General features: G+C 67.2%; 11 protein-coding genes and 1 tRNA gene. 10 read left to right on the top strand and 2 right to left on the bottom strand.

Features of this window, described 5'->3' with window-relative positions; translation table 11 throughout:
* The first annotated feature begins 98 nt into the window (after positions 1-98).
* Positions 99-2,453: a heavy metal translocating P-type ATPase gene (locus tag AAC067_RS12760; RefSeq protein ID WP_339933096.1), complete on the top strand. Its 2,355-nt coding sequence runs from the start codon at positions 99-101 to the stop codon at positions 2,451-2,453.
* 21 nt (positions 2,454-2,474) lie between these two features.
* On the opposite strand, the gene AAC067_RS12755 is transcribed toward AAC067_RS12760, so the two are convergent.
* Positions 2,475-2,993: a DUF305 domain-containing protein gene (locus tag AAC067_RS12755; RefSeq protein ID WP_339933094.1), complete on the bottom strand. Its 519-nt coding sequence runs from the start codon at positions 2,991-2,993 to the stop codon at positions 2,475-2,477.
* A 132-nt stretch (positions 2,994-3,125) separates the two neighbouring features.
* On the opposite strand from AAC067_RS12755, the gene copC reads away from it, so the two are divergent.
* The 9 genes from copC to AAC067_RS12710 all read left to right on the top strand — a co-directional run bounded on the left by copC (position 3,126) and on the right by AAC067_RS12710 (position 10,563).
* Positions 3,126-3,485 carry a copper homeostasis periplasmic binding protein CopC gene (copC, locus tag AAC067_RS12750; RefSeq protein ID WP_339933092.1) on the top strand — a complete coding sequence of 120 codons (360 nt, stop codon included), beginning with the start codon at positions 3,126-3,128 and terminating at the stop codon, positions 3,483-3,485.
* A complete protein-coding gene (gene copD / locus AAC067_RS12745) occupies positions 3,466-4,404 on the top strand; it encodes a copper homeostasis membrane protein CopD (protein ID WP_339933090.1) in 939 nt (312 codons plus the stop codon). The genes copC and copD overlap by 20 nt, the downstream gene beginning before the upstream one ends.
* Positions 4,405-4,468: 64 nt before the next feature.
* Positions 4,469-4,747, top strand: a complete 279-nt coding sequence (locus AAC067_RS12740; protein WP_339933088.1) for a hypothetical protein — start codon at positions 4,469-4,471, stop codon at positions 4,745-4,747.
* Entirely contained in the window at positions 4,744-5,184 is a 441-nt protein-coding gene (locus AAC067_RS12735) for a periplasmic heavy metal sensor (RefSeq protein ID WP_339933086.1), read from the top strand. The genes AAC067_RS12740 and AAC067_RS12735 overlap by 4 nt, the downstream gene beginning before the upstream one ends.
* Complete coding sequence (locus AAC067_RS12730; protein WP_339933084.1) at positions 5,184-5,762, top strand: RNA polymerase sigma factor; 579 nt, start codon at positions 5,184-5,186, stop codon at positions 5,760-5,762. The genes AAC067_RS12735 and AAC067_RS12730 overlap by 1 nt, the downstream gene beginning before the upstream one ends.
* A gap of 121 nt (positions 5,763-5,883) precedes the next feature.
* Complete coding sequence (locus AAC067_RS12725; protein ID WP_339933082.1) at positions 5,884-7,662, top strand: copper resistance system multicopper oxidase; 1,779 nt, start codon at positions 5,884-5,886, stop codon at positions 7,660-7,662.
* Complete coding sequence (locus AAC067_RS12720) at positions 7,659-8,918, top strand: copper resistance protein B (RefSeq protein WP_339933080.1); 1,260 nt, start codon at positions 7,659-7,661, stop codon at positions 8,916-8,918. The genes AAC067_RS12725 and AAC067_RS12720 overlap by 4 nt, the downstream gene beginning before the upstream one ends.
* Before the next feature lie 107 nt (positions 8,919-9,025).
* Positions 9,026-9,100: transfer RNA gene (locus tag AAC067_RS12715), tRNA-Gly, on the top strand.
* A 77-nt stretch (positions 9,101-9,177) separates the two neighbouring features.
* On the top strand, positions 9,178-10,563 hold the full coding sequence (locus AAC067_RS12710; RefSeq protein ID WP_339933078.1) for a PAS domain S-box protein: 1,386 nt from the start codon (positions 9,178-9,180) through the stop codon (positions 10,561-10,563).
* Between the two features lie 13 nt (positions 10,564-10,576).
* Here the strand turns inward: AAC067_RS12710 and AAC067_RS12705 are convergent, their stop codons facing one another.
* Positions 10,577-12,235, bottom strand: a complete 1,659-nt coding sequence (locus AAC067_RS12705; RefSeq protein ID WP_339933076.1) for an amidohydrolase — start codon at positions 12,233-12,235, stop codon at positions 10,577-10,579.
* Between the last annotated feature and the right edge of the window lie 56 nt (positions 12,236-12,291).

Here is a 12,291-nt window from a genome sequence, read left to right as displayed (position 1 = left end):
TTCCCCGGTTTGATCGTTCGCATATACCCCAAGTCGGCATCTTGCACTATACCCCCCATGGGTATATATGGCTCGGTCGAGAACAAGGAACGACTCTCATGTCCACGCCCTCCCATCCCGCCTCGACCGGCCACAGCTGCTGTGCCGGCAAGACCGACAACGCCGCAGCCAAGGCCGTGGATCCCGTCTGCGGCATGTCGGTCGATCCCGCGACCACCGCGTACCGCGCGGCGCATGACGACGAGGACTATTTTTTCTGTTCGGCGGGATGCCGGACCAAATTCATTGCCGACCCGGAGCGCTATCTGGGCGACCGGCCCGAGCCTGAAGCGGCGATCCCCGGCGCGATCTACACCTGTCCGATGCATCCGCAGATACGTCAGGAAGGGCCCGGGTCGTGCCCGATCTGCGGCATGGCGCTGGAGCCCGAGACCGTCACGGCCGAGGCCCCCGTCAATCACGAACTGATCGACTTCACCCGCCGGTTCTGGATCGGTCTGGTGCTCACCATTCCGGTGTTCGCCCTTGAGATGGGCAGCCATCTGTTCAACCTCCATCAGTGGATTGACGGCCAGACGTCGAACTGGATCCAGTTCGTGCTGGCGACGCCGGTGGTGTTGTGGGCGGGCTGGCCCTTCTTCGAGCGCGGCTGGGCCTCGCTGCGCAGCCGAAACCTCAACATGTTCACCCTGATCTCCATCGGGGTTGGTGCGGCCTGGATCTACAGCGTCGTCGCAGTGCTGGCCCCAGGCCTGTTTCCGGCGGCAGTGCGCGGCATGGACGGCAGCGTGCCGGTCTATTTCGAGGCAGCCGCCGTCATTACCGTGTTGGTGCTGATCGGCCAGATTCTTGAACTTCGGGCCCGGGAAAAGACCTCGGGCGCGATCCGGGCGCTGCTGGATCTCACACCCAAGACCGCGCGGCGCGTCCGCGACGACGGAACCGATGAAGACGTCACCCTGGACCTCGTCGTGGTCGGTGACCGCCTGCGTGTCCGGCCCGGCGAACAGGTCCCGGTCGATGGTGAAATTCTCGACGGCCGCGTGTCCATCGACGAGTCGATGGTGACCGGTGAATCCATGCCGGTGACCAAGGAATCCGGGGACAACGTCGTCGGCGGGTCCTTGAACCGGACCGGTTCATTTGTGATGCGCGCCGACAAGGTGGGGGCGGATACCCTGCTGTCGCGGATCGTCCAGATGGTGGCCCAGGCCCAGCGCAGCCGGGCCCCGATCCAGCGGCTGGCTGATACGGTCTCGGGCTGGTTTGTGCCGACGGTGATCGCCACCGCTGTGCTGGCCGCCGTAATCTGGGGTCTGTTCGGCCCGTCACCGCAGCTGACCTACGCCCTGATTGCCGCGGTCTCGGTGCTGATCATCGCCTGTCCCTGTGCCCTGGGTCTGGCCACGCCGATCTCGATCATGGTCGGGGTCGGACGCGGAGCCCAGGCCGGGGTGCTGATCCGCAATGCCGAGGCGCTGGAGCGGTTCGAGAAGGTCGACACCCTGGTGATCGACAAGACCGGGACCCTGACCGAGGGTCGCCCGTCCGTCATCGCGATCCAGCCCATGGCCGGCTTCGACGAAGACGAGCTGTTGCGCCTGTCCGCCAGTCTGGAGCGGGGCAGTGAACACCCGCTGGCTGACGCTATCGTTCAGGCGGCCAAGGATCGCTCCCTGACCCTGTCCGAGGCCAGTGAGTTCGACAGCCCGGTCGGGCGCGGCGTCACCGGCCTGGTCGACGGCCGCCGCGTGGTGCTGGGCAACAGCCGGTATCTCGGCGAACTGGACATTGATGTCACGACGCTGGAAGCCGGGGCCGAGGCGCTGCGTCACGACGGGGCCACCGCCATCTTCGTCACCGTCGATGGCAAGGCCGCCGGGGTGCTGGGCATCGCCGATCCGGTCAAGGCGACCACTGCCGAAGCCATCATTGCCCTGAAGGCCGCCGGTCTGCGGCTGGTGATGATGACCGGCGACAACCGCACCACGGCTGAGGCCGTGGCCCGACAGCTGGGGATCGACGACGTCCGGGCCGAGGTTCTGCCCCAGGACAAGGCGGACGTGGTCGAACAGTTGCGCGCCGAGGGCCGGATCGTGGCCATGGCCGGCGACGGGGTCAACGACGCCCCGGCCCTGGCCGCCGCCGATGTCGGCGTGGCCATGGGCGCGGGGTCCGATGTGGCCATCGAGAGCGCCGCCGTCACTCTGTTGAGTGGTGACCTGCAGGGCATCGTGCGGGCCCGGCACCTGTCGAAGGCGGTCATGGCCAATATCCGCCAGAACCTGGTGTTCGCCTTTGGCTACAACACGCTGGGCATTCCGGTCGCTGCCGGCCTTCTGTACCCGACCTTCGGCCTGCTACTGTCGCCGGCCATCGCGGCCCTGGCCATGTCGCTGTCTTCGGTCAGCGTGATCGGCAACGCCCTGAGACTGCGGGCGGTCAAACTCTAACTGCCCTGGCCGCCCGGCGGCTCATTGGCCGTCGGGTATGGCCTTGGACGAACCGGCCGGCAGGTCCGGGGCTCCGGCCGGCGTCGGGTTGCGTTCGAGGTCAGTGATGAGTTGTTCCATCTCGTCGATCTCGCGACGCTGGGCCTCAATGATATTGTCCGCGAGGCGACGGACGCGAGGATCGCGAATATGGGCGCGTTCGCTGGTCAGGATGGCGATCGAATGGTGCGGGATCATCGCCTTCATCCAGGCCACATCGCCGATGGTGCTCTGGCTGCGCACCAGCCACAGGGATCCGCCGAAGACGATCACGGCCGCCCCCAGGATCACGGCATTCAACCGCTTGTCGGCGTACATGCCGAGCATGAACAGCAGCATGATCACCGCCATGGTGGCACCCATCAGCAGGGCCATGTACAGGCGGGTCTCGCTGAATCGCGCATGATCGAGCGCGTAGGTGTTTAGATACATCAGGCCGAACATGACCACGGTCGACGTCGCGATCATCAGGGCGAAGCGGACATAGGGCTTGGCTTTCACGGAATCCTCCTTTGATGTCATTAATGGGAAATGCACGGAACCGCGTGAGGCTCCCCGACCGAACGGCACGAGGGCAGACCGGGTCCGCCGCGTAAACTTTAACAGACGCCACTGAGGCGTACGGAGACGCTGATGTATTTCGATCGAGTTCTGCCCGTCGCCTTGGTGATGGCTGTCAGTCTGACAGCGACCGCCGCAAGCGCTCATGCGCATCTGACGGCCGCCACCCCCGCCGCAGAGTCGACGGTGACTGCCCCGCGCAGCGTCACCCTGACGTTCAGCGAGCGACTGATTCCCGCCTTTTCCAGCCTCGAGATCGTCAGCCCCGCAGGCACGCGATCGACTATGGCATCGTCCGTGAGCGAAGACGGCAAGTCTTTGGTCGGCGCCCTGTCCGCGCCGCTGACCACGGGACGCTATACCGTTCATTGGGCCATCGCGTCCGGCGACGGTCACCGGATGACGGGAAACCATGCCTTTACCGTTCGCTGATCTGCTTGACGTTACCGTCATCGGCCTCCGGGCCGCGCAGTATCTGTCAGCGTCCATCCTGCTCGGCCTGCCGGCGTTTATGCTCTACAGCCGTCGGTCGCTGGAACCGACCCTGCCCGGCTGGCCACGCGGGCTGACGGCGGTCGCTGCCGCTGTCCTGGCCATTACCGCGCTCGGAGCGCTGGTGGCGCAGACGGCGGTGATGACCGGTTCGGTCGCCGAGGCGATGAAGCCGTCGACCCTGATGGTGATGATGACCGGGACCAGCCTGGGTCCGGCCTTTGGCGTTCGTGCCGCGACCGCCGCTGTGGCAGTCGTCATCCTGCTGACGGGCAAGCCATCGCGCCGACGGTGGGGACTGGCCGCCCTGGCCGGACTGGTCGCCTGCGCCAGCTTCGCCTGGACGGGCCATGGCGCAGCAACCGAAGGCGTGGGCCAATGGTGGCATGCCGGTGCCGATGCCCTGCACGCTGTCGCGGCGGCGCTGTGGATCGGGGCCCTGACGGCCTTCCTGATCCTGGTCCTGCGTGCCCCGGGCTCTGACGTCCGGGACCAGAGCCTGGCCCGGGCCCTGACGGGGTTTGCCGGCCTGGGATCGGTCGCTGTCGGCACCCTGCTGGTGACCGGAGTGGTCAATACCTTTTTCCTGGTCGGCCCGGAGCGTCTGAGCCAGTTGGTGACGACGCTCTGGGGTCAGTTACTGTTGCTCAAACTCGCGCTGTTCCTGGCCATGCTGGGCCTCGCGACCGTCAACCGGTTTCGCCTGACCCCGGCCTTGACGGCCTCGATCGGGCAGGTCGACCACCCGACGCAGCAGAGCGCGCTGCGCCTCAGCCTGACCGTGGAATTCGCTCTCGGGATCGGCGTGTTGCTAATCGTGGCCGTCATGGGGACACTGATGCCGCCGTCGGCGTTGTAGCCAACCGATTTGAGGGGCGCCGCCGAACCGTGCGTATCTGGACTGCAAGAGACGGAGACAGCCAATGACGGATATCGACAGCCTGTTGGCACACCCGGCAGAGCGCTCCGCGGACGCGCAGCTGGACACGCTTGAACAGCGGGTATGGCAGAGGGTCGGCCTCGCCGAAGAGCGTCGGCATCTTGGTCGCATCCGGACCTTGGCCGTCACGGGGGCATTGCTATTCGGCGTCATCAATGGCGGCTTCGGACTTCTGGTTCCCGCGACTCCGCCATCCGAAATCGGCGTCCTGACGCTCGCCGCCGGTCTTTCGCCTCTGTCCGGCATGGGGATCGTCGGATGATCGTGGGGTGGAAATCCATCGCGATCACCGCGGTTCTCGCGGCCCTGGCCAGCGGGGTCGGCACCTGGGCCAGCGCCAACTGGATGATGCGTCAACACGCAACACCCTCGCTGCACACTCTCGTCCACCACGAGCTCGACCTGAGTGCAGATCAGGAGGCGCGCCTTGACGCCATAGAAGCCCGGTTCGCCACGCAGCGCGTCCCCCTGGAGGCAGAAGTTCGCGCCGCCAACGACGAGCTGGCGCACGCCATCGAGGCCAGTGACGGCGACAGCCCGGCGGTCCGGGCCGCGGTCGATCATTTCCATGCCGCGATGGGGGACCTGCAGAAGGCCACCATCGCCCATGTCTTCGAGATGCGAGCGACCCTGACCCCGACCCAGGCACGGATATTCGATACCCGTATCGTGGATGCCTTGCGCCAAGATCCCGGCTAGTGGGAAACACCGGATCGGCTGACAGCGTCGAGACCCGGGCCGCGCGAGGCGACCGTGCGGCCTTCGCCCAATTGGTCGCAAACACCAAAGCCGGTCTTTATCGTTTCGTCCGGCGCTACATCGGTGATGAGGATGAAGCCCTCGACATCGTCCAGGAAGCCTATACGGCGGCCTGGTTCGCCATGAGTCGCTATGATCCGTCCCGTCCCTTCGACACCTGGCTGCGTACGATCGCCGTGAACAAATGTCGCGACTGGGGCCGGCGCCGCAGCGTGCGCCGCATGGTCCGGGGTGTCATCAGCCTGGATGCCCCCGAGGCCATGGCGGTGAGTGACGACACGCCCGGGCAGGAGGCACAGCTGGACGATAGACGCCGCCTCGCGGCCCTGAACCTGGCGCTCTCCAGGCTTCCATCTGCCCTCAAGGCCCCTTTGCTGCTCGCCACACTGGAAGCCCGTCCGCATACCGAAATTGCCGATATACTCGGCATCACTCCCAAGGCGGTGGAGACCCGGATCGCCCGCGCCCGCCGCAAACTGTCCGACGTCCTCGATGCGGCGGCCACAACAGCCCCTTGACCTCGCCATCAGGGCAAGGTGGACAGGTTGGCCAGACCTGCCGCACCTTGACGCGAGGGGTTCACCGCCCAGATGCGTATCGTCAATATCGGCTCACCGAGCCCAAAGGATCCCCGCGCCCATGTCGACTCCCGGTCTTGATCGCCGAATGCTGCTCCGGAGCGCCGTCGCCGGGGGCGGCCTTCTGGGCCTTCAGGGCCTGCTGCCCGCCTGGGCCCAGACCGGGTCTCAGGGGCTGCGCGCTGACCTGCCGACCCTGACCGGTCCGAACATCGATCTGACGATCGGTCAGTCGCCCTTCACCGTAAACGGACGGACCGCGACCGCGACAACGATCAACGGCACGCTCCCCGCGCCTCTTCTGCGCCTGCGTGAGGGACAGAACGTCCGGCTGGCGGTACACAACCAGCTCGACGAGGACACCTCGATCCACTGGCACGGCATCCTGTTGCCGTTCCAGATGGACGGCGTGCCCGGCATCAGCTTCCCCGGCATCAAACCGCGCGAGACCTTCGTCTACGAGTTCCCGGTCCGGCAGTCGGGCACCTTCTGGTACCACAGCCATTCAGGCCTGCAGGAAGCGCTGGGTCACTACGGCCCCCTCGTTATCGACCCGGCCGGTGCCGATCCGGTCGGCTATGACCGCGAGCATGTGCTGGTCCTGTCGGACTGGAGCTTCATGCATCCGCACGAAATTCTCGAAAAGCTGAAGAAGAGCCCCGGCTATTTCAACCGCCAGCGCACCACGCTGGCCGGACTGCTGGACGGCAGCGACCGGATGAGTCTGGAAGAGCGCCGCATGTGGGGCGGAATGCGGATGGACCCGCGCGACGTGCTCGACGTCAACGGCACCACCTATACCTATCTGATCAACGGCCACGGCCCGCAGGAGAACTGGACCGGCCTGTTCCGGCCCGGCGAGCGGGTGCGGCTGCGCGTGATCAACGCCTCGGCCATGTCGATCTTCAACGTCCGCATTCCCGGCCTGGCCATGACCGTAGTGCAGGCCGACGGCGAGAATGTGCGTCCGGTCGAGACCGACGAGTTCCAGATTTCGGTGGCCGAAACCTATGACGTCATCGTCCGCCCGACCGAGGACCGCGCCTACACCATAGTCTCGGAGGCGATCGACCGCTCCGGCATGGGCCGCGCCACCCTCGCGCCCCGGATGGGAATGACGGCCGAGGTGCCGTCGCTGCGCGAGGTCCCCAATCTGACCATGGCCGACATGGGCATGGGCGGCATGGACCACGGTGCCATGGCCGGCATGGATCACGGAGCTCCCGCCCCGGGCGCGGCTGCATCGGATGACATGGCCGGCATGTCGATGAGCGGCATGAACATGCGCGATCCGGACAACGCGCCGCCCGACATGGCGGTCGGCGTCGGCGTCGACATGGTCAATATGTCGCCGAAGAACCGCCTCGGTGAACGTCCGACCGGCCTGAAGGACGTCGATCACCGGGTGCTGGTCTACACCGACCTCGTCGCCCTGATCCCCAACCGCGACCAGCGCCCGCCCAGCCGGACTCTGGAAATCCACCTGACCGGCAATATGGAACGGTTCATGTGGGGCTTCGACGGGCGCAAATTCAGCGAACTGGTCGAGCCGATCCGCTTCGAGCGCGACGAGCGGGTGCGGGTCACCCTGGTCAACGACACGATGATGGCCCACCCGATCCACCTGCACGGTCATTTCTTCGAACTGGTCACCGGTGGTCCGGCCGGGCACCAGCCGCTGAAGCATACGGTCAATGTCGCCCCGGGCGGCAAGGTCACCTTCGACCTGACCGCCGACGCGCCCGGCGACTGGGCCTTCCACTGCCACCTGCTGATGCACATGCACGCCGGGATGTTCAACGTCGTCACCGTCCGTCCGATGGAAGGAGCAGCCCAATGAACCGTCTCCTCATCGCCCTCGCGCCGCTGATCCTCGCCGCCACGCCCGCGGCGGCGCAGCATGCCGGCCACACGATGCCGCCGGCCGTCCGCCCGGCCCCGGCCCCGGCCCCGGCTCCCGCGCCGCGTCCGAGACCTCCCGCCGCGCGCCCGGCACCGGCTCCGGCTCCGCGGCCGGTTCCCCGGCCCGCGCCGCGCCCCCGGCCGGCGACGCCGCCTGCCGCGCCAGCCCAGGACCCTCATGCCGGCCACGCGATGCCGCCGGCCGAGGCCCCGGCGACGGTTGATCCCCACGCCGGTCACGTCATGCCGACCGAACCGCAGGCGGCGGACCCTCACGCGGGCCACGACATGTCCACTATGACGCCGGAACCGACCGATCCGCAGACCGGCCACGACATGACGGGCATGACCATGGAGTCGGCCGATCCGCACGCGGGTCATGACATGGGCGGCATGGCCATGCCGCCAGACGTCCCGACCAGCGCCGACAATCCCGGCCGTCCTCCTGAGGATCCGCTTCCGGCCGCGGCCCTGCGCGGCCCGGCACACGCCGCCGATCTGATCTTCGGCGCCGAAGCCATGGCGGACTCACGCCAGACCCTGATCGCCGAAAACGGCGACATCCGCACCACCGCCGTCATCATCGACCGGCTGGAAGCCGGTTTCGGCGACGGCGAAGAGTCATGGCTCTGGGATGTGCAGGGCTGGACCGGCGGCGACATCAACCGCTTCTGGTGGAAGTCGGAAGGCGAAGGCAGCTTCTCCGACGGTCTCGAGGACGCCGAGATCCAGGCCCTCTACAGCCGCGCCGTCGCCCCCTTCTGGGACGTGCAGGCAGGGGTGCGTCAAGACTACCGTCCCGATGGTGAGGACACCACCCATCTGGTGCTCGGTCTGCAGGGCCTGGCCCCGCATTGGTGGGAGGTCGACGCCGCCGCCTTCCTGTCGACCGGGGGTGACCTGACCGCGCGGGTCGAGGCGGAATATGACCAGAGACTGACCCAGCGGCTGATCCTGCAGCCGCGCGTCGAGGTCGCGCTGGCGGCCCAGGACATTCCCGAACTGGGTGTCGGTGCCGGTCTGGGGACGATCGAGGCCGGACTTCGCCTGCGCTACGAGATCCGCAAGGAATTCGCCCCCTATGTCGGTGTCGAATGGACGCGCCGCCTCGGGGCCACCGGCGATTTCGCCCGGGCTCGCGGCGAGGACGTGGACGCCGTCCGGGCCGTCGTGGGGCTGAAGGCCTGGTTCTAGTGTGTCCGGGCGGGGTGCGGGGCCCTTGCCACCGGAAGCGCTTCCCATTGGGCACCGTGCAGGCTAGACCGGCCTGCGCTCGCGAACCGATCCGGTTCGGGGCCTGTGCGGCCGTAGTTCAGAGGTAGAACGTCAGCTTCCCAAGCTGAATGTCGCGGGTTCGATTCCCGCCGGCCGCTCCAGTTTTCCGGAACGTTGTTGTCCAATTCTAAACCCGCGTTGTGCGAGAAGGCAGGAGCACCATTTCTGGAGCGTTGCATTGACCCGCCCCGTCGCAGAGGCCATCGCCCAGGTAGACCATCGCTGGCTTCGCGCCGCACGGTTCGTTTTCATGCCCGCGGGCGTGCTCTGCCTCCTCGTTATCGGCAACTGGCGCGGAGCGGTCCTGTGGGTCGCGCTGAGCGGGCTCTACACCCTGGTCCAGCCAAGGATCGCCAGCGTCATGGAGCGCAGCCAGGCCCGGCGCTGGACTCCCGCGACCCTCGGCCTGCTCGGCACGACGGTCCTGTCCGCGGGTCCAATCATCGCCGCCGGCAGCGCCTCACCAATGGGGACCATCGTCGGCCTGATCATGCTGGCGGCCGGGGTTCAGTTCCTGATCGCCGGCTATGCTGCAGCCCCCCGGCTCGGTCTGCTCGTGGCCCTCCCCTGCGTCCTGGCCGCCGCCTGGATCGTCACCAACCTCAAGGCCGTCCCGCCGGAGGACCTCGTGATCGTGGCCCTGGGCACCACCGCCGCCCTGCTGTTCACCGCGGTCCACACGCGAACCGCCCTGAAGGACCGGCTGACGAGAGCGCGCGACCACGCCACGTTGGTTGCACAGATATCCGAAGCCCACGACGCCGCTGTTCATGCCGAACAGATCAGTGCCGGAGCCCTCGAGCGGCTCCGGCAATCGGTGGGCGCAACCCCAGCCGGTCTGGCCTTCTTCGGCGCGGATGACAGCCTGAGCTTCTGGAACGACCATCTGGCCGACTACTGCCGGGCCTATGGGGTCGAACTGACGCCCGGCCTCGCATTCGAGGACCTGCTGGCCCGGATGGAAGCCGACGAATCCACCCCCCGGGCCGGACGGAACAACGCCGACCGCATGAACCTCCAGCTGGCCGTCCACGCCGCAGGTGAAAGTATTGAGCTGGCGCGGTTCGACGGCCGCTGGTTCCGCTATGAATATCGTCGCCTGCCAGACGGCGGAGCCTCGACGACCATCATCGACATCACGGACATCAAGCAGCGCGAGAATTTCATCCAGGCGATCTTCAACAATAACGCTGTGCCGATGTGTGTCGTCGATCCCGAGACCCTGAAATTCCACAAGGTGAACGACGCCCTCGTCGCCCTGTTCGGATGGGACCGGACCGAACTGGAGGGCATGACCGTCCATGATCTACTGACGGACAGCGACCGCGAGTTTTTCCGCCTCGAACACCGCAAAAAACTCCTCGACCCGGACCATTCGGCCGACCGGTTCTGGCGATGCCGGACCCGAGAGGGAACGGAACTGTTCATCCAGCCCTATGTCAGCCAGGTCATACAGAGCAACGGAAAGGTCGTGCTCACCGGATCCCTGCTCGACGTCACCGCCCGGACGATCAGCGAACGGCGGAAAGTCGTCCCATCGACCCGCGCCGCCCTGGCGAGCTGACCCGCCGATCAGCTCAGGACGGCGAGCGCGCCCAGACGACCACGCCATCGACCACGGTCAGCACGGCACGGCCATGCGGAATCTCAGCCTCAGCCACGGTCATCAGGTCGATATCGAAGGCGGAAAAGTCAGCGCGTTTGCCGACTTCGATCGTGCCCAGTTCGCCCTCGCGGAACGAGGCGTAGGCCGGCCACAGCGTAAACATCTTCAGCGCCGTTTCACGCGACACCGCCTCCTGTGGTCGCCAGTCGGCCCCCTGGAACCCGTCGAGGTCGCGGCGGGCCACGGCGGCATAAAATTCGATCAGGGGGTCGCCACGTTCGACCGGGGCGTCGGAGCCGCCAACGACGATGACGCCCATGTCGACCAGACTCTTCCAGGCGTAGGCCCCGTCCAGCCGGGCGTCGCCCAGCCGGGCGGCGGCGAAATGGAAGTCGCCGATGGCGTGGCTGGGTTGCATCGAGGCGATGATCGGCAGATCGCGGAAGGCCGCATAGTCGGACGGCCGCAGGATCTGCGCGTGTTCGATACGCCAGCGCGGGTCGGCGACACTCCACTCGGCCTTGGGCACGGCCCGCATGGCCGTCGCGTACCATTCAGTGACCTCGTGATTGCCGCGGTCGCCGATCGCATGGGTGGCGAGCTGGATGCCGGATCTCAGCGCCGTCTCATAGAGGGGCACCATCTCCGCCCCGGTTGTCTGCATCAGACCGGTCGAGTCGGGGCTGTCAGCATAGGGTTCGAACAAGGCCGCGCCGCGTGAGCCCAGGGCCCCGTCGGCATAGAATTTGACCGCCCGGGTGATGACCCGACCGTCAGCGACGCTGCGTGGACCCGAGGCGAACAGCGCCCGCGCACCGTCGGGGGTGACGCTGTTGTAGAGTCGCAGTGGAGCCTCGCCGGCCTCGGCCATGGCCTCCAGCATCGGAATGTCCGACCACGGCGCGCTCATGAAATGGATACCGGTCCAGCCGTAGGCAGCCTCGACCCGGAAGCCCGCGCGATAGGCGTCGCGGACGGCGTCCGGGTCCTGTTGCGGGAACAGGGTGGCGACAAGGTCCATGGCCGCATCGACCAGCAGACCGGTCGGCTGGCCGTCAGCGGCTTTCAGGACTTCGCCGCCGGACGGTGCCACGGTGGCCGCGTCGACGCCGGCGGCGACCAGGGCCGGGGACGAGGCCACCACCGCATGGCCGTCGGCGCGGCTGAGCAGGACCACCCGACCCGGCGCGGCGGCATCAAGATCAGCCCGCGTCAGGAACCGGGCCTCGGGCCAGCGGGTCTCGATCCAGCCGCGGCCAATGATCGGGCCTTCGGGATGCGTGTCGGCCCAGGCCGTCAGCCGGGCCATGGCGTCGGCGACCGAGGTCGAACCCTCGAGGTTGAGCGTCAGTTCGCGCCAGCCGATCCCGTCGAGATGGGCATGACCGTCGGTGAAGCCGGGAAACAGGGTCGCACCGGCCAGGTCGATGTCGGTCAGACCGCCCGCGTCGGGCGCATCGGCCGCGCGGCCGGCAAAGACGATCCGGCCGTCACGGACCTGCACCAGTTCAGCACGGGGCGCGGCCTCGACCCCCGTGTAGATCGGACCGCCGTGGATCTGCAGGTTCTGGGCCAGGGCCGGAAGGGCTGTGCCGGCGAGCAGCAGGGCAAGAGCGGTCAGTCGCAGCATCGGACAGATCTTTCGTTCAGCTTGGTAAGAGGCGGACAGGCGTGCCGGAGACGCCC

Source organism: uncultured Brevundimonas sp. (assembly GCF_963977465.1).
Classification (GTDB): Bacteria; Pseudomonadota; Alphaproteobacteria; order Caulobacterales; family Caulobacteraceae; genus Brevundimonas.
Note: the sequence above shows the minus strand (reverse complement) of the source record. Positions and strands in the feature narration are given on the sequence as shown.

What these genes read in the sequence shown, in the direction of transcription:
- AAC067_RS12720 (WP_339933080.1), top strand. Translation starts at nt 7,659, where the DNA reads ATGAACCGTCTCCTCATCGCCCTCGCGCCGCTGATCCTCGCCGCCACG.
- AAC067_RS12735 (WP_339933086.1), top strand. Translation starts at nt 4,744, where the DNA reads ATGATCGTGGGGTGGAAATCCATCGCGATCACCGCGGTTCTCGCGGCC.
- copD (WP_339933090.1), top strand. Translation starts at nt 3,466, where the DNA reads ATGCCTTTACCGTTCGCTGATCTGCTTGACGTTACCGTCATCGGCCTC.
- copC (WP_339933092.1), top strand. Translation starts at nt 3,126, where the DNA reads ATGTATTTCGATCGAGTTCTGCCCGTCGCCTTGGTGATGGCTGTCAGT.
- AAC067_RS12740 (WP_339933088.1), top strand. Translation starts at nt 4,469, where the DNA reads ATGACGGATATCGACAGCCTGTTGGCACACCCGGCAGAGCGCTCCGCG.
- AAC067_RS12705 (WP_339933076.1), bottom strand. Translation starts at nt 12,235, where the DNA reads ATGCTGCGACTGACCGCTCTTGCCCTGCTGCTCGCCGGCACAGCCCTT.
- AAC067_RS12725 (WP_339933082.1), top strand. Translation starts at nt 5,884, where the DNA reads ATGTCGACTCCCGGTCTTGATCGCCGAATGCTGCTCCGGAGCGCCGTC.
- AAC067_RS12760 (WP_339933096.1), top strand. Translation starts at nt 99, where the DNA reads ATGTCCACGCCCTCCCATCCCGCCTCGACCGGCCACAGCTGCTGTGCC.